Raw genomic sequence first — 17247 nt, forward strand, 5'->3', positions numbered from 1 at the left:
ATCAACGTGGTGATTCGGCCTTCTGCGGAGCGTTTTCGGGTGGTGCCACGGAGGCGAGGAGGTCCGCTGCGGTGCGGAAGGGCGTGGCCGGTGTCGGGAGGTGGCCGTCTTCCTCCAGGAGGGGGCGGAGGTCACGGAAGATGGTGCCGATGGTCTGCGGGGTGACGTCGAACAGGTCAGCGAGTACCTGTCGGGTGCATACGGTGCGCTGGTGGAGGACTGCGATCAGGATGCGTTCCGCGTGGAGGATCTTCTGGTGGAAGGCGCCTCCGTTCGTCCCGGGCTGACGCGGCCCGCCGCGCCGCTGGTAGCGGCGCCGTTCCCGCAGGGCCGTATACCTCACCAGCAGCCGATCGGTCAGTTTCTGCAGGTCCTCGCGGCTCATGCCGGTCAGTGACGGGTCGGTCAGCACCGTGGAGATGTCCGACCGCCGGGGCGGGGTGGCGGAGCCAGTCCGTACGAAGGCGAGGACCTCCTGCGCCTGGGTGAAGTGCAAGGCGGTGGGGGTGATGGCGTAGTGGTGCTCGTCCAGCACAGGCCGGGTCTCCCTGATTGCCTGGCCGATCGCCGGCGGGGTGACCTGGAGGATCTCGGCCAGGACTTTCTGGGCGCACACCTGCCGCAGATGCAGGACGGTGATCAGGAGGCGGTCCCTGGCCGAGAGCAGGGACCGGCCGTGGGCTCCCGGTACCTGGCGGCGTTTCCCGCCGCGCTGCTGGTGGCGGAGTTCTTCGCGCCGTGCGGCCTGGGCGGGGGCCAGGCGCCGGGCCATCGCGTCCAGTTCTTCGTGGTTCATCCCGGTCAGGCGCGGGTCGGACAGCAGCTCAAGGTCCGCTGCCCGCTCCAGCAGCGGGGCCTTCCCGGGGGCCGCCGGGACGGTGGGCTTGTCCGCGGGGCGGATGGTGTAGTTCCAGGTGCCGCGCTCGGTGTGCGGCTCGAGGGGAAGTGCCTTCATGCGGTCGGTGCCGACCGTGACGCCGGTGGGATAGGCGCCGGTGTCCAGGGCGGCCTCGACCCGTAGCCCGGTGCGGGTCCGGGTTGAGGCGATGGTCTGGACGACGACTTCGTGGCTGGTCAGCGGCCGGCCGCGCCAGTTCATCGTGATGTGGGAGAACAGCCGATGCTCAATTTTATTCCATTTTGAAGCACCCGGCGGAAAGTGACACACCGTAATCTTCAGGCCCGTCTCGGCGGCCAGCGCGGCCAGTTCGGCCTTCCAGACCCGGCTGCGATAACCGTTGGAGCCACCCGCGTCCGCGGTGATCAGCAACCGGGTGGCCTGCGGGTAGTCGTCTCGTCCGCGAGCCTGCCACCAACGGCGGATGGACGCGACCGCGAAGGCGGCCGTGTCGTGGTCGCACCCGACGTTGACCCAGCCGGTATCGGCGGTGAGGTCGTAGACACCGTAGGGAATGGCCTGCTCGGCGTCGGGCCGGGCACAGAAGAAGAAGCTGTGGTCCTCCACCTTGACCGGCTCGCCCTTCGGGCGCCACTCACGGCCGGCGTTGGGCAGCTGGCCGAGCTTCTCCTTCTTCTTGGCATCCACGCTGATGACCGGCTCCCCGGCACCCTGGTGCTGCTTGACCTGCTCGTTGATGTAGCGGAACTGGGCGTCCCGGTCAGGGTGCTGCCTGCCCTCCAGAGTCTTGGCGTTGACCTGGAGACTGAAGCCGTTCTCCCGCAGCAGCCGGCCCACCGTGGGCGCCGAGACGGGATGCCCCTGCCCGGCGAGCTCCTCGGCCAGGTGCCGCAGCGACTTGGTCGTCCAGCGCAACGGCGATATGGGATCACCCCGCTCGTCCGGCTCGACCAGCGCCAGCAGAGCCGGAACGAGCCGCGGGTCCAGCTCCTCGGCACTCTTGCGCCCGCCACCACAGCGGCGAACCCTCCACCCGGGCAGCGGATCCTCGCCGCCCTCCAGCTCGAAGACCCCCTTCCGCACCGTCGTTTCGCTCACGCCCGCAGTGCGCGCGACGGCCCGGACCCCGCCATGGCCCAGCAGCCGGGCCTCGGTGGCCAGCGCCAGCCGCTGCTGCCGCTCATCCAGATGCGGAAACAACACCCCGAACCTCAGGGCGAGTTGATCACGAACCTCACTCGGTATGCGCATACCAGACCAACGCGCCAGAGCCCCCAAAGCAACGCGTTGATTCTTTACAAGCCCCTACGGAGCGGAAGCCCTTCATCGCCCGTTCACGCTGCCTGGTTGGCTGGTGGCTGTTCTCCGCCCGGTTGTTCAGACCCTTGTGCGAGCGGTGCTCCACCGAGGGCATGACCTCACGGTGAGCCGCGCCGTAGGAGCGCAACTTGTCGGTGACGACCACCCGGGGCACTGTGCGGGTCGTCTTCAGCAGTCTACGGAAGAACCACCGGGCCGCGGCAGTGTCCCGGCGGTTCTGCACGAGGATGTCCAGGACATCGCCATCCTGATCCACGGCCCGCCACAGGTACTTCCGCTCACCGTTGACCTTGATGAAGACCTCGCCCAGATGCCACTTGTCGCCGGGCCGGGGCTGCCGGCGGCGCAGCGCGCCGGCGTAGCACTGCCCGAACTTGGCACACCAGCGGCGGACCGTCTCATACGAGACGACGACACCGCGCTCGAGCATCAGCTCCTCCACCTCACGGAAGGACAGCGGAAACCGGAAGTACAGCCACACACAGTGGGAGATCACCTCGACCGGGTACCGATGGCCCTTGTACGACGGCGACACGTCCCCCACGGACAACCCTCTCCAGCATGATCAACCCGAAGATCATCCCACTCAGCCAGCCAACGTGACAGCGCCCGCAGGACGCCTCTTCGGTCCGTTTCGCGCCCGTGCGCGATGCCCAGTTGCCGGACTCGATCGCCGAGGAGAGCGGACCGGCGGTCGCGAACGCCCTGCTCGGCCTTGCGTCCTGAGCGGTACGGGAGCGCCCGGGGTTGCGGCCGTGCCGGCGCACCGGCCAGCCGCACCGGACTCGAAGCGCGCTTCGTTCGATCGAAGATCACGCCCGGCGGCGGACCCGTGCGGTCGGCCGGGCAGGCGTTGGGCGCCGCTGCTGCCCGGTCAGTCAGACGTCGGTGGCGCGAGCAGCACCTCGACGTCGCGGGCGCGCAGCGCGTCGAGCAGGGCCGGGTCCGCCGAGGTCTCGGTGACGAGGGTCCAGCCGGGCTGCCAGGGGGCCCAGGCGTGGAAGGGGGCCGCTCCCAGCTTCGCCGCGTGGGCGAGGACGTACACCCGGTGCGACCGGCGCGCCATCAGTTCCTTGAGCCTGATCTGCTCCGCGTCGGCCTCGCAGATCCCGAGTGCGGGCGAGACGCCGTCAGTGCCGAGGAACACCGCGTCGAACGTCATGCGTTCCAGCGCCGCTTCGGCGAGCGGGCCGACGAACGCGTGGCTGAGCGGCCGGTAGTGGCCACCCAGGCAGGTGAGATGCACGCCTTCGGCCCCGCCGAGTTCGAACACCGCGGACAGGCTGGGGGTCGCGACGGTGACCCCGTCCGCCACCCCGCGCAGGGCCCGGGCCAGTGCGGCCACCGTGGAACCGGCGTCGAACAGGACCGTGGCGCCCGGCGCGATGCGGGTCACCGCGAGCGCCGCGATGGCCCGCTTGGCCTCGGCAGCCTCGGCCGTACGCCGCTGCAGGGACGTCTCGGCGGAAGCGGTCAGCGCCATGGCTCCGCCGTACGTGCGGGCGAGGCGTCCGTCGGCGGTGAGGCGGGCGAGGTCGCGGCGGATCGTGGACGGGCTCACCGCGAAGCGCACACTGAGCTCGTCCACTCCCGTCGGACCGGCGTCCTGGGCCAGCTCCACGATGCTTTCGCGCCTGGCGCGGGCTTCCGCACTGGTCATCGGTGCCTTTCGGTGGCAAGGGCGACCGCCTGGCGAAGCGCCTCGACCATGCTGCCGCCCCGGGCGGTGCCGGTTCCGGCGATGTCGAAGGCGGTGCCGTGGTCGACGGAAGTGCGGATGACGGGGAGTCCGACGGTGACGTTGACGCCGTTCTCGATGCCGAGGACCTTGACCGGGGCATGGCCCTGGTCGTGGTACATCGCCACGATCAGATCGTAGTCCCCCCGGGCGGCCAGGAAGAACGCCGTGTCCGCGGGAAGCGGACCTTGGGCGTCGATGCCGTCGGCGCGCAGCGCCGCGAGGGCGGGAGCGATCTTCGCCTCCTCCTCGCCGTTGCCGAAGAGGCCGTTCTCGCCCGCGTGCGGGTTGATGCCGCAGACGCCGATGACGGGCTCGGCGGTCCCCGCCCGCACCAGGGCCTGGTGACCGCGGCGCACGGTGCGCTCGACCAGGGGCGGATCGATGCGGTTCACCGCGTCGATGAGGCCGAGGTGGGTGGTGACATGGATGACGTTCAGCTCAGGGGTGGTCAGCATCATCGACACCTCGTCCACGCCCGTCAGCCGCGCGAGCAGTTCGGTGTGTCCGGCGTACTCGTGACCGGCGAGCCGCAGGGCCTCCTTGTTGAGGGGGGCCGTGCAGATGGCGTCGACGTCGCCGCGCACCGCCAGCCGCGCGGCCTCCTCGACGTAGCGGTAGGCGGCCTCGCCCGCCTCCGGGGCGAGCCGCCCCCACGGCAGGCCGGCGGGGAGCAGGTCCAGGTCGACGACGTTGACGCGGCCGGGAGTCCAGTCGGCGTCCCCGGGTCCGGTCACCGTGACCACGGTGTCGCCGCTGCCGACGAGGGCGGCGGCCTCCCGAAGCCTGCGGGCGTCACCGATGACCAGGGGCCGGCAGCCGTGGACGATGTCGGGGTGGCCGAGCGCCGCCATGACGACCTCGGGGCCGACACCCGCACCGTCCCCCATAGTGACCGCGACCAAGGGGCGGTGGTCGTCGGCAGGCGTGGCCGTCCGGGGTCGGTCGGGGCTGTGCAAGGGGGCGTTCATCGCGGTCCTCCATCGGATGGGGTGTTCGTGCCTGCGGGCGTTCGGGGCGTTGTTCCGGCGCGGGCCGGGCGGTTGCGGTCCGGGAGCAGTGCCTCGACCATGCGCACCAGGGAGTCCGGGCCGCCGTGGCTTCCCGGACGGATGACGACGCCGCGTCCTTGCGGGGTGCGGCAGCGCACCGCGCCGTGGTGTACCTGCCCGACAGGCAGCAGCGAGGTGACCGCGAGCGCGTCCAGGAGGGTCCGGGCGGTCTCGCCGCCGGTGAGGACGAGATCGGCGTTTGGCGGCAGCCGTCCGGCGACGGCACGGCACAGGCCGTGCACGAGGCGGGGCGCCGCCGAGGGATCGACCGTGCCGGTGGGGGCGATGCTGAACACCGTGACCGGGGCGGGCAGTCGGACGGGCCCGGGACCCGTGTACGGGGCACGGGCGCGGACGTGGCCGACGGCGGTGGCGGGGGCGCGATGCTCGGTGTCCGGTGCGCCCGGCCGGCCGCTCCGGGGGTCGGCGACCAGGGAAGCGGCAGGAAGGGCGATGTGCTGGGCACCACGCGCGGACAGCTGCGCGATCTGCGCAGCCGCGCCGCGGTGTGCGGTGCCGACGACGACCGCGACCGGACGGAAGGTCTCCGGTGCCGGCCGGCCGGGGCCGATGCGCTGTCCCCCGGCGGCGGACCGCCGTCCCCCGGGGCCGGTGCTCTGCACCCCGGTAGCGGACCGCCGTCCCAGGGCGGCGACGATACCGCCGGCGCCTATGGTCCGTACGGTCCGCGGCAGCCTGAGCAGGGCTCCTGCGAGGGCGTCCAGGTCGGCGTCCGTCTCCGCGTCGCACACCAGGGCCGTGCCGGCAGCGAGACCGGAGCGCAGCCGGTGTTCCAGGCTCCGTGCTCCGGCCCGTACGTCGTCCAGGCGTACGGCGACGGTGCGGGCAGCGCCGAGCGCCTCGGCCACCGACCGGGGCGGCGGTCCGGGTTCCGCCTGCCAGGCGTCGGTGCGGTGCAGGGGGACTCCGTGCAGCCGTACGACCCCGTCGCGGACGGTCCGGCCGGCGGCGGGGAGCGCGGGTATCACCAGGAGACCTTCCGCCCCTTCCCCGAACGCCCGGGCCTCCGGGGCGAAATGGCCCCGCAGCAGCGAGTCGGCCTTCTTCACCAGCCGTCCGCCGGCCGGTTCGTGGCGGTGCACCGCGTGTGCCACGAGCAGCGCCGCCCCGGCGGCGCTGCTCCGCCGCGAGTCGAGGTCGATGACCCGGGTCCGCCCGGGCGGACCCGAGGCGGCCGGGTCGAGATCGATCGCGCGGCAGCAGGGCAGCAGGGCCGCGCACTCCGCCGCACCGGACAGGTCGTCCGCGAGCACCACGAGCGACGAACCCACTTCGTCGTCGAACCCTTCGAACGGCACGGGCGGCACGAGCGGCCTCCTACTCTCCTCCGTCGCCCGCGGCTTCCTCGCCTGCGGGCGTGGCCGAACGACCGCCGGGGCCACGCACGAAGCAGCCTGCCGCAGCCCCACGGCGGTCCGGGCCTTCGCGGCCAGCATGACAGTCCTGCGCACTTCGCGCGAGACCCCTTGCGTGAAGTGCGCACGACTGCCACCGTCGACTGCACGCCCTGCGGCCCGGAGTGCCGGGCGGGCTCGACACCATCGCCGCCTTCGTGGAAGGAATCCCCATGGTCACCGCCCGCGACGTCCATCTCCCGGGCGTACCCGTCCCGTTGTCCCCCCTGGTGCTCGGCACCATGACGTTCGGCGACACCGTCGACCGGGCGGGCGCCGCCGACCTGCTCGACATGGCACTCGACGCGGGCATCACGGGGGTGGACACGGCGAACGTCTACGCCGGCGGTGAGACGGAGCGCATTCTCGCCGGGCTGCTGCCGTCACGACGCGACCGGATGGTGCTGGCCACCAAGGCCGGCATCCCGCACCCGGACCAGGAGGGCCACGCCCCGCTGTCGCGTGCGGGACTGCGGGCCGCGCTGGAAGGCAGCCTGAAACGGCTCGGCACGGAGTACGTCGACCTCTTCTATCTGCACCAGCCCGACCACGCAACACCGGCGGCCGATACGATGGAGGCGGTGGCGGAGCTGGCGTCCGAGGGCCGCATACGCGCACTGGGTGTCTCCAACTTCCCCTCCTGGCGGGTGGCCGAACTCATGCGGCTCGCCGACGAGATGAACGCGCCGCGGCCCGTGGTAGCCCAGCAACTGCACAATCTGCTGGCCCGCCGCATCGAGGAGGAGTTCATCGAGTACGCCGCGCACCCGACGGCACGCGGGATACGCCTGATGGCCTTCAACGCCCTGGCAGGCGGCTTGCTGACGGGGCGTTACTCCGGGCGGGAGAAGCCCGGCGCGGGCCGGTTCACCACCTCCCGTCTCGCCGATGCTTACCACGACCGCTACTGGAACGACGAGCTACTCGCGGCCGTGGCCCGGCTGACGGACGTGGCCGAGCAGGCCGGGATCCCGCTCGCCGCCCTGGCGCTGCGCTGGCTGCTGCACCGGGACTCCACCCACGCGGTCCTGATCGGCTCGTCCAACACCGCCCAGCTGCGCAGCAACCTGGAGGCGGCCGCGGCGGGCCCGTTGCCCGAGGACGTACTCGACGCCTGCGAACAGGCGAGCAACGGCCTGCGCGGCCCCATGCCGCCCTACCACCGCTGAGGGCTGTCCCGTCACGACGCCCCGCAGACACTCCCGCCGCACCTGGCACCGCCCCTCGACGGAGCAGGCGTCGCCTGCCGCGCCACTGCTGGAACCCCGGCCGCACTCCTCCACAACCGCTGGTCGACGGCCCCGGCGCGGGGATCACAGAAGGGTGTCGCCGACCCCGGCGCGGGGATCACAGGGCGGTGTCGCCGACCCCGGACCCAGCGAACCGCAGCCGCAGTCCTCGTCGCTGCCCGCGACGAACGGGTGGCCCGTCACCGTCACCGTCCGGCCGTCGGCGACGTGCGGGACTTCGAACACATGGCGTCCCGCACCCCGGGTCAGTGGCGCTCCGCCGCCCGGGAGATGGATGTCGGCCCGCGCCCCGGGCGGTACCAGGACCTCCACGACCAGGGTCGTCCCCTCGATGCGCCAGCCGGCCTCGGCCCTTCCGTAGGGCGTGAGGTGGGCAGCCCGCGCACGGGTCAGCGTGCCCCCGGGTGTGGGTGCCACCCGGATGCGGCGCCAGCCGGGTGCGGCGGCGGCGAGACCTGCCACGGTGCGGTGGAGCCAGTCGGCCACCGAGCCGAGCGCGTAGTGGTTGAAGGACGTCATCTGCCCCGGGTTGACGCTGCCGTCGGGCAGCATCGAGTCCCAGCGCTCCCAGATCGTGGTCGCCCCCATGGTGACGGGGTAGAGCCAGGACGGGCAGTGCCGTTCGGCGATCATGCGGTGGGCGAGCGGGGCGTGGCCGGCCAGGCAGAGCGCCTCGCAGATCAGCGGGGTTCCGGCGAAGCCGGTGGCGATACGGAACCCGGCCCGGCGCACGAGCTGCGCGAGACGTTCCCCGGCGTGCCGCCGCTGTGCCTCCTCGGGGAACAGACCGAAGCACAGCGCCAGCGCGTAGGCGGTCTGGGAGTCGGACGAGAGACGTCCGGCCGGGGTGACGAACTCGTCGGCGAACGCGCCGCGAAGGCGGGCGGCGAGGGCGCGATGGCGGGCGGCGTCGTCCTTCTCGTCGAGCAGTTCCCCGATGTCGGCCAGCAGGTCGGTGGAGTGGACGAGGTGGGCCAGGGCGACGAGCCCGGCATCGGTGCGGGCGGCGGCGGGGTCATCGGGCGGCGCCCCCGGGTCGAGCCAGTCGCCGAGCTGGTCCGGGTCCCGCCACAGCCCGCCGCCCTCGGGCCCGTGGCCGGACGCGCACGCGATCCACGCGGTCATGGAGGGGTACTGGGTACGCAGCAGTTCTAAGTCACCGGTCTCCCGGTACAGCGCCCACGGGACCAGGACGGCGGCGTCGCCCCACAGTGCGTGCGGCTGTCCGCCCATCGGCGGGTCGAGTATGTCGGGGACCACCAGGGGCACCGAACTGTCGGGGCGGGCCAGTTGTTCGGCGGCGAGGTCGCGCAGCCAGCCGGACAGCATGCCGGTGCAGCCGTACAGAAAGGCGGCGGTGGGTGCGAACACGGCGATGTCGCCGGTCCAGCCCATCCGTTCGTCGCGCTGCGGGCAGTCGGTGGGGAGGTCGACGAAGTTGCCGAGCAGCGAGTGGACGACGTTCTCGTGGAGCCGGTTCACCGTCGCGTCCGAACTGTCGAACCATCCGGTGCGCTCCAGGTCGGTGTGGAGGACGACGGCCTCGACCGCGGCCTCGTCGAAGGGGCCGGGCCAGCCGTCGAACTCCGCGTACCGGAACCCGTGGAAGGTGAAGCGGGGCTCCCAGGTCTCGTGCTCCCCCGTGCCGCGCAGCACGTAGGTATCGGTGGCAGCGGCCCGGCGCAGTGGGCGCACGGCGAGTTCGCCGTGCTCAAGGACTTCGGCGTGGCGCAGGGTGACGGTGTGTCCGGCGGTACCTGTGACGCGTATCCGGAGCCGTCCCACGAGGTTCTGACCGAAGTCGGCCACGGTGCGACCGGAGGGCGTGGTGAGTACCTCGCGAACGGGGACCGTGCGAGTACGGCGGACCGGTGGGCCGGTGGGTGCGGTGATCCGGGCGGTGGGCGGCGGGAGTTCGCGCACCCGGGACCAGCCACGGGTGTCGTGGCCCGGCCGGGACCAGCCGTCCCGCTCCAGGCGGGCGTCGTAATGCTCGCCGTCGTACAGCTCGGAGCGCAGCAGGGGGCCGGTGGCCCCGTGCCAAGCGGAATCGGTGGCGACGGTCCGGACGGTGCCGTCGGTGTGGTGCAACTCCAGCTGGGCGAGGAGGGCGCGCCGCCGCCCGTAGTGGTGGCGGCTGCCGCCGTCCCAGCCGAGGCGTCCCGTGTACCAGCCCTCGCCGAGGAGGGCGCCGATCGTGTTGGGGCCGGGCCGCAGCAGGGCGGTGACGTCGTGGGTGCGGTGGCGCAACCGGTGGTGGTAGGAGGACCAGCCGGGTTCGAGCACCTCGTCACCGACGCGGACTCCGTTGATCTCGGTCTCGTAGACGCCCAGGCCGGTGGTGTAGAGGCGGGCGGAGGCGATGTCTGCGTCGATGCGGAAGTCCCGGCGGAGCAGGGCCGCCGGCAGTGCGCCCTCGTCGTCGCCGGTATCGGGGGTGACGAACGAGGCGCTCCAGTCGGCGGGGTCCAGCAGCCCGGTCTCGACGTCGGCGGGCTCGGACCAGGGGCTGGGAGTGTCGTCGGCGCCGCCCCACACCCGTACCCGTACGGTGGCGCGGTTGCGCGAGGCGAGCGGGGGGCCGGGCCAGGGGACCAGCACGGACTCGGCGCCGGGGGTGCGCCCGGTGTCGGCGAGTATCGCGCCGTCGGCTCCTGCGATCCGTACGCGGTAGGCGCGCTGCGTCCAGTCGGGTTCGTCGGTCAGGGTCCGCCAGCTCAGGCGCGGGGCAGGTTCGCCGATGCCGAGTGCGTGGCGGTGGTGTTCGAAGGTGGGGGCCGTCACCGTCGTCGGGTACTGCACGGCGGGTCCTCTCAGTCCAGTTCGACGCGCAGGACCTGCGCGTACGGGGTGGGGGGCCGTCCGGCGGGCAGGTGGACATCGAGGCTGTCCGGGCCCTCGGTCCAGCGGACCGGGGTGTCGGTGCCGAGCAGGGTGATGCGGCGGGGCGGGGTACTGACCAGGCCCCGGGAAGGGGCGAGGCTCTCGATGCGGACGGTGCGGTCGTCGGGCCAGACCATCAGGAAGACGTAGAGGGTGCGGCGGTCGGCGCCGACGGTGAAGCGGAGGTCGTGCGGGGTGTAGACGAGCGCCTTCTCTCGCGCGCGGTCGCCGGTGACGTTGGTGGGGCCTTCTCCGTAGACCTTCCAGGGGCGGCTGCCGAAGACGGCTTCGCCGCACCTGTCGGTCCAGGCACCGAGCGAGTCGAGGACGGCGCCGGTCGCCTCGTCGATGGTGCCGTCCGGGAGCTGGGGGACGTTGAGGAGCAGGCAGCCGTTCTTGGATACGGTGTCGACCAGCAGGTGAACGATCTCGGGGGCGGTCTTGTAGCGCTCGCCGTCGGCGTAGAACCAGTCGCCGATGCTGGTGTCGTACTGCCAGGGGTGCGGGTCGAGACCACCGAGCTGCCCGCGTTCGACGTCGAGGAGTACGGCACCGCGGTCCTCGTCGGGAATGGTCTTGATGGAGACGATCCCCTCCGGCCTGCGGGCGTAGTAGTCGGCGAGGAACTCCAGACCGCGGCGGCTGGGCGGGGCCGCCTGGCACACACTCCCCTCGTCGAAGGGCATCCTGGAGTCGTCCAGGTAGACGAGGTCGGCGTCGTGGCGGAGGGCGACGTCGCGCAGCCGCGCATAGAAGTCGTCGACGAAGGCCGCGTCCGGCTTGTCGCCGGGGCACCGGGGGCGGCCGTACAGGGCCCGCGGGTCGAGCCCTTCCCACCAGGTGCCGGTCCCGTCCGCCGCGGTGAGGTGTCCGTCGTACGGGACGCCCGCGTGGGGACCGTCGGCGTCCCGGCCGAACGCCGAATCGAGCCAGCGCCACGTCCAGGAGCCGGCGTGCATGCTGACGCCGAAGCGCAGTCCGGCGGCGTGGGCGGCATCGGCCCAGCGGGCGACGATGTCGGTGCGCGGCCCGACGTTGACGGAGTTCCACGGCTGGTGGGAGGAGTCCCACAGGTCGAAGTTGTCGCAGTGCGTCGCAAGGGAGACGAAGTAGCGGGCGCCGGTCCTGCGGAAGCGGTCCATCAGCTTCTCCGGGTCGAACCGTTCGGCCTTCCAGGAGTGGCACAGATCCTTGTGGCCGAAGACGGAGGGGTGGCCGAAGTGTTCGCGGTGGTGGGCCGTCTGACGTGCTGTCCGCTCCCGTTCGAATCCTTCGGTGCCTTCGTAGGGGCCGTAGAGGTGGCGGGCGTACCAGTCCCCCCTGCGGGCCGCGGACTGCGGGCCCCAGTGCGCCCAGATACCGAGCTTCGCGTCACGGAACCAGTCCGGCACCCGGTGGCCGCGCAGCGATTCCCAGTCGGGTCGGTACGTGTTCCTCAGGTCATGGTCGGCGGTCATCCAACTCCCTTTCCCTTGACGGCATTCAGGTGGCATGCCACCTTCTGGCCATGTCTGACTTCCTCGAACGACTGGAACGACGCGAGCGAGCAGCCGCAGACACCGACCGGGTCCGGGTGGGGGCCGCTTATTACCACGAGTACCAGCCCACCGACCGCCTGGAGACGGACCTCGATCTGATGGCCTCGACGGGGCTCTCGCTGATCCGGGTCGGCGAGTCGGTGTGGTCCACCTGGGAGCCCGAGGACGGGGTCTTCGACGTGGACTGGGTGGTGCCGGTCCTGGACGGGGCGCACGCCCGCGGCATCCGCGTACTGCTCGGCACCCCGACCTACGCGGTGCCGCCGTGGCTGCAGCGCGCCCACCCGGAGATCGCGGCGGTCCGGGCGGACGGCGGCCGGGTGCCGTGGGGCGCCCGGCAGGAAGTCGACTTCACCCACCCGGTGTTCCGCAGGTACGCGGAGCGGGTGGTGCGCCGTGTCGTCGCGGCGCACGCGGACCACCCCGCGGTGGCCGGGTTCCAGGTGGACAACGAGCCGGGTCTGCTCCTGCTGCACAACGACGGGGTGTTCGAGGAGTTCGTGTCCCGGCTGCGCGCGCGGTACGGGAGCGTCGAGAGGCTCAACTCGGCGTGGGGGCTGACCTACTGGTCGCACCGGCTGTCCTCCTGGACCGAGCTGTGGAGGCCCGGCGGCAACACCACCCCGTCCTACGACCTGGCCTGGCGCCGCTATCAGGCGGATCTGACGTCCGAGTTCATCGCCTGGCAGGCGGACATCGTGCGCGAGTACGCCCGGCCCGGGCAGTACGTCACGACCTGCCTGGCGGTGACCCGCCCGGCGGTGGACGAGGAGGCGGTCACGGAGGCACTGGATGTGACGGCCGGCAATGTCTACTACGTGGCGCAGGACGAAGTGGCGCTGCCCGACGAGGACCGACGGTACGAGGGCGGCTGGTTCGGCCAGGGAGTGTGGCAGATCCACCTGTCGGCGGACCGGCTGTGGGGCGCCCGCCAGGAGCCCTTCCTGGTCACCGAGACGAACGCCTCCTCCATCAACGCGTCGCACGCCAGCCATCCCGGCTACGAAGGGCAGTTGCGGCAGGCCGCCTGGACGCTGGCCGCGCGGGGCGCGCGCCTGATGCAGTACTGGCACTGGCACACGCTGCCGTACGGGGCGGAGACCTACTGGGGCGGCATCCTCGGGCACGACCTCGAACCCGGCCGTATTCAGCGCGAAGTCGCCCGGGTGGCCTCGGAGTTCGAGGCGGCCGGGGATTCCCTGACCGGGCTGGTCCCGGACGCGGACGCGGTCTTCGTCCGGTCCGTGGAGAGCGACTGGGCGATGCGGTGCCAGCCGCCGCTGTCGCTCCCGGGGACCTTCACCCCCGATCCCCAGTCGTACGAGCGCATATTCGGCGCGTTCTTCAAGGGGTTCTTCGACGCGGGCGCGCAGGCCCGGATCATGTCGCCCCGACAGCTCGCCGCCTCCCTGCGCCGCTCCCCCGGCACGCTCCCGGGCATCCTGGTGGTGCCCGCTCTGTACCTGTGCGATAGCGAACTGCCGGATCTTCTCGACAGGTACGCGCGCTCCGGCGGCCATCTGGTGCTGACGTTCCGGACCGGTTACGCCGACGAGGAGGCGCGAGCCCGCGCCGAGACTGCCCCCGGTGCGGTGCTGCGGGCGGCAGCCGGGGTGCGCTGCGTGGAGTACGCGAATCTGACCGGCCCGCTGACCGTCACGGCGGCCGAGGGGTCTGGGCTGCCGCTCGCATCCGGCGCGCGGGCCCTGGAGTGGGCCGACGGCCTGGAGGCGGACGGCGCCCTGCCGCTCGCGCACTACGTCCACCCGCACTTCGGACGGTGGCCGGCCGCGACCGTCCGGGACCACGGGCGGGGCCGGGTGACCTATGTCGGGACGCTGCCGGACAGCGCCTTCGCCGAGGCGCTGGCCCGGCATGTGGCGGGCTGCACGACCGCGGCGGCGTGCTGGGGCCCGCTGCCCGCGACGGTGCACGTGACCTCGGCCCGCAACGTGCTCGGCGAGCGCCTGTGGTTCGTCCACAACTGGGCGTGGGAGCCGGTGCGGGTCGCGGTACCCGAGGCGGTGCGGGACGTGCTCGGCGAGGAGCGCCTCGCCCCGCGTGAGGAGCTGCGGCTGGGCGCGTGGGACGTCCGGGTGCTCCGCGCGGACGGCGGCCGCGACGCGGGTCACGCCGGACCGCCGGGCGCGAGCGGACGCAGCAGGAACTCCATCCGCCAGGGCTGAGGCCGCAGTTGGTGACGGTCCAGGGGCGCCGGCCCGCAGGAGGCGCTGCCGAGTCCGTGCTGGGCGACGTCCAGATGGAGGTGGAGATGCTCGCCCGGCACCAGATCGTGCGGATGAGCGGCCGCTTCGAGCTGCTCGACGGACCAGGGGCGGACGGTGAGGCCGAACACTCCCACCCCGCCGGCCGCCTCCACGCGGAGCCCCCGGCCGGTGGCGGGGTCGGCCAGTTCGGCCCAGCGGACGTCCGCCCGCCGTCCGTTCTCCTGCGGGACGACATAGGGGGTCTGGAGGGCGGCGACGTCCGCGGCGAACAGTCCGACGCGGGCGGCCTGTGCACTGTCCGGGTACGCCTCTCCCGGGCCCTTTCCGTACCAGCGGACCCGGTCGTGGCGAGCGGGCAGCGTGAAGCGCACGCCCACGCGCGGCAAGGTCAGGCCAGCCCAGGGGCCGTCCGGGGTGATCTCGACGGTCAGCCGCAGCGCCTCGCCGTTCGGGGCCCAGGTGTGGCGGACACGCAGACCGTGCGGCAGTCCGTCCGGCGCCGACCTGGAACGCACGAGCAACTCGTGCGGGCGCCGCTCGACGCTCTCGGTGCGCAGTACCAGGCGGTCCAGTCCGGCCTTGCGCCAGAGGCGCAGCACGGAATTCGCGCCCATTCCGCGGTCGTTGTCGGTGGGCGCCCGCCACACGTCGAGGTACGGGCCCTCCAGTTCCAGGCCGGCCAGGTCTGCCAGCAGCCCGGTGCGCTCGTCGAAGGTGCCGGCCGCCGGGGTCCGCCCGGGTCCGGTGGCCGCCGGGCGGGGGACGGGCCCGCCGACGCGGGCCTGGGCCCAGGCGACCTCGTGACCGGCCGGCGCCCACGGTTCGTCGGCCGCCAGCACGGCCCGAACCGTCAGCCAGGTCTCCCCCGCGGGCCCGGCAGCCCGGCCGGGCGGTTCCGGCGGGCAGGGCAGTTCCGGGAAGGGCATGTCCGCGTCCTGGCGCGCGGGCACCGGTGGCGTCTTCAGCTCGCCGTCTGCGACCGGGGTCCCGTCCGTCTCCAGGGTCCAGCGGAACAGCAGGTGCGCCAGGTCCCGTGCGTCGTACCGGTTGCGCAGTGCGATCCGGCCGGCCGCGGGGTCGAGGCCGATCCCGACCGGCTCGACGGCCTTCTTGTACGCCGCGAGGCCGGGCGAGGGGGTGCGGTCGGGGAAGAGCAGCCCGTCGATGCAGAAGGTACCGCCGTGGGGGCTGTCCCCGAAGTCGCCGCCGTAGGCGAAGTACGTCCCGCCGTCCTCGCCGGTGCGGCGCAGACCGTGATCGATCCACTCCCAGACGAAGGCTCCGGCACAGCGCGGGTGGGATTCCAGGGTGCGCTGGTACTCGGTGAGCGAGCCGGGACCGTTGCCCATGGCGTGCGCGAACTCACAGAGAAGAAAGGGCAGTTGTCGTCGACGGGCCTCCGCCTCGGGGGCGTCGGCCGTCTCGGGGGGGGTCTCCTCCTCATGGCGGCCGATGCGGTCCACCTCGTCCACGGGGGCGTACATCAGGCTGTAGAAGTCGGAGTGGCGGTAGGTGCGGTCCCGCTCGTAGTGCAGCGGCCGCGACGGGTCGCGCTCCCGGGTCCAGTCGGCGAGGGCTCCCAGGTTGGTTCCGTGGTGGCTCTCGTTGCCCAGGGACCAGATGACGACGCTGGGGTGGTTCTTGTCGCGCTCGACGGTGCGCCGCATCCGGTCCAGGATCATCGGGCGCCACCGGGGGTCGTCGGCGGGGTTGCCCACCCAGTCCGCGTGGATGAAGCCGTGGGTCTCCAGGTCGCACTCGTCCACGACCCACATGCCGAGTTCGTCGCAGAGGTCGAGGAAGGCGGGGTGCGGGGGGTAGTGCGCCGTACGCACCGCGTTGATGTTGTGCCGCTTCATCAGGAGCAGGTCCTCGCGCATGGTGTCGCGGCCGAAGGCGCGGCCCCGGTCGGGGTCGTGCTCGTGCCGGTTGACGCCGCGCAGCAGCACGGGGACGCCGTTGACGGTGAAGCGGCCGTCGCGGATCGCCACGGTGCGGAAGCCGATGCGCAGGCGGACGGGTGCGGCGCCGGAGAGGGGGGCGAGGTCGGCGGCGTACAGGCGGGGCAGCTCGGCACTCCACGGTTCGACGCCGGGCAATTGGATCGGCCGGTCAGCGGGGTGGTCGTGGACGCCGAAGCCGGGCAGCGACACGAGAGCGGGGACGTCGGACTCGATGCGCAGGGTCCCGCTGCCCCGTTCGTGGTCGTAGGAGGCGTGCACGAAGTAGTCGCCGATCGATCCCGGCGGGACCTCCAGCAGCGTCACGTCGCGGAAGATGCCGGGCAGCCACCACATGTCCTGGTCCTCCAGGTAGCTGCCGGAGGACCAGCGGTGGACGCGTACCGCGAGGTCGTTGCGGCCGCGGCGCAGCGCGGGTCCGGCGTCGAACTCCGCGGGCAGCCGGCTGCCCTTCGATGTGCCGAGTTCGACACCGTTGAGCCAGACCTTGAAGCAGGAGTCGACACCCTCGAAGCGCAGCACGGTGGAGCCGTCGCCAGTGACCGGCCAGTCGTCGGGCAGGTCGAAGGTGCGGTGGTGGTCGCCGGTCGGGTTGGCGTCGGGGACGTGCGGCGGGTCGATGGGGAACGGGTAGGCGGTGTTCGTGTAGCGCGGCACGTCGTGGCCCTGGAGGACCCAGTGGCCGGGGACGGTCAGCGGTGACCAGGAGGGGGCGTCCTCGGCAGGGCCGCCGGGCGCGAGGAAGTCGAGGGGCGCGTCGGCGACCGGCGACAGGCGGAAGGACCAGGTGCCGCCGAGGTCCAGCCGCCGGCCCCCGAGGGGGAAATGGGCGCGCGGCGCGAGACGGCCGCTCCCCGGGGTCAGATCGGCCCAGTAGGCCGCGGAGGCGGTGGTGTCCATCGGGTCGCCGTGGTGCGGTGCGGTCGCCGCCGGGCGGTCCGTGTCCGTCATCGGTCCCTCACCTTCGGCCGGCGGCCGCTGTCGCACTTCTGGTAGCGGTCGC

The 17247-nt window shown here is 72.6% G+C and carries 9 protein-coding genes and 1 pseudogene; 2 read left to right on the top strand and 8 right to left on the bottom strand.

The genetic code is table 11. The features are described 5' to 3' along the window. Position 1: 1 nt before the first annotated feature. The 5 genes and pseudogenes from OG972_RS41460 to OG972_RS41480 form a co-directional block, all read right to left on the bottom strand. A complete protein-coding gene (locus OG972_RS41460) occupies positions 2-2110 on the bottom strand; it encodes an ISAzo13 family transposase (protein ID WP_266991357.1) in 2109 nt (702 codons plus the stop codon). A gap of 52 nt (positions 2111-2162) precedes the next feature. Further along, a pseudogene (locus OG972_RS41465) lies at positions 2163-2723 on the bottom strand (IS6 family transposase); the annotation flags it as partial. A gap of 330 nt (positions 2724-3053) precedes the next feature. Further along, positions 3054-3839 carry a DeoR/GlpR family DNA-binding transcription regulator gene (locus OG972_RS41470; protein WP_266991359.1) on the bottom strand — a complete coding sequence of 262 codons (786 nt, stop codon included), beginning with the start codon at positions 3837-3839 and terminating at the stop codon, positions 3054-3056. After that, positions 3836-4888 (bottom strand): 4-hydroxythreonine-4-phosphate dehydrogenase PdxA, encoded by a 1053-nt coding sequence (gene pdxA, locus OG972_RS41475; protein ID WP_266991361.1) that lies wholly within the window; start codon positions 4886-4888, stop codon positions 3836-3838. Before pdxA ends, OG972_RS41470 begins: the two co-directional genes overlap by 4 nt. Further along, positions 4885-6297, bottom strand: a complete 1413-nt coding sequence (locus tag OG972_RS41480; protein WP_266991363.1) for a four-carbon acid sugar kinase family protein — start codon at positions 6295-6297, stop codon at positions 4885-4887. Before OG972_RS41480 ends, pdxA begins: the two co-directional genes overlap by 4 nt. A 260-nt stretch (positions 6298-6557) precedes the next feature. Between OG972_RS41480 and OG972_RS41485 the strand changes: the two genes are divergently transcribed. After that, positions 6558-7553, top strand: a complete 996-nt coding sequence (locus OG972_RS41485; protein WP_266991365.1) for an aldo/keto reductase — start codon at positions 6558-6560, stop codon at positions 7551-7553. Between the two features lie 144 nt (positions 7554-7697). Here the strand turns inward: OG972_RS41485 and OG972_RS41490 are convergent, their stop codons facing one another. After that, positions 7698-10436 (bottom strand): alpha-L-rhamnosidase, encoded by a 2739-nt coding sequence (locus OG972_RS41490; RefSeq protein ID WP_266991366.1) that lies wholly within the window; start codon positions 10434-10436, stop codon positions 7698-7700. 11 nt (positions 10437-10447) lie between these two features. Next, a complete protein-coding gene (locus OG972_RS41495; protein WP_266991367.1) occupies positions 10448-11974 on the bottom strand; it encodes an alpha-L-fucosidase in 1527 nt (508 codons plus the stop codon). Positions 11975-12024: 50 nt separating this feature from the next. Between OG972_RS41495 and OG972_RS41500 the strand changes: the two genes are divergently transcribed. Beyond that, positions 12025-14241, top strand: a complete 2217-nt coding sequence (locus OG972_RS41500) for a beta-galactosidase (RefSeq protein WP_266991369.1) — start codon at positions 12025-12027, stop codon at positions 14239-14241. Here OG972_RS41500 and OG972_RS41505 read toward each other — a convergent pair. Further along, the gene (locus OG972_RS41505) at positions 14184-17195 is read right to left on the bottom strand and encodes a glycoside hydrolase family 2 TIM barrel-domain containing protein (RefSeq protein WP_323135979.1); all 3012 of its coding nucleotides are present in this window, start codon (positions 17193-17195) and stop codon (positions 14184-14186) included. The two genes, OG972_RS41500 and OG972_RS41505, sit on opposite strands and share 58 nt — an antisense overlap. Positions 17196-17247: the final 52 nt, after the last annotated feature.

The organism is Streptomyces sp. NBC_01669 (genome assembly GCF_026339735.1).
GTDB classification, from domain to species: domain Bacteria; phylum Actinomycetota; class Actinomycetes; order Streptomycetales; family Streptomycetaceae; genus Streptomyces; species Streptomyces yanii.

What these genes read in the sequence shown, in the direction of transcription:
- OG972_RS41485 (WP_266991365.1), top strand. Translation starts at nt 6,558, where the DNA reads ATGGTCACCGCCCGCGACGTCCATCTCCCGGGCGTACCCGTCCCGTTG.
- OG972_RS41495 (WP_266991367.1), bottom strand. Translation starts at nt 11,974, where the DNA reads ATGACCGCCGACCATGACCTGAGGAACACGTACCGACCCGACTGGGAA.
- OG972_RS41460 (WP_266991357.1), bottom strand. Translation starts at nt 2,110, where the DNA reads ATGCGCATACCGAGTGAGGTTCGTGATCAACTCGCCCTGAGGTTCGGG.
- OG972_RS41505 (WP_323135979.1), bottom strand. Translation starts at nt 17,195, where the DNA reads ATGACGGACACGGACCGCCCGGCGGCGACCGCACCGCACCACGGCGAC.
- OG972_RS41470 (WP_266991359.1), bottom strand. Translation starts at nt 3,839, where the DNA reads ATGACCAGTGCGGAAGCCCGCGCCAGGCGCGAAAGCATCGTGGAGCTG.
- pdxA (WP_266991361.1), bottom strand. Translation starts at nt 4,888, where the DNA reads ATGAACGCCCCCTTGCACAGCCCCGACCGACCCCGGACGGCCACGCCT.
- OG972_RS41500 (WP_266991369.1), top strand. Translation starts at nt 12,025, where the DNA reads ATGTCTGACTTCCTCGAACGACTGGAACGACGCGAGCGAGCAGCCGCA.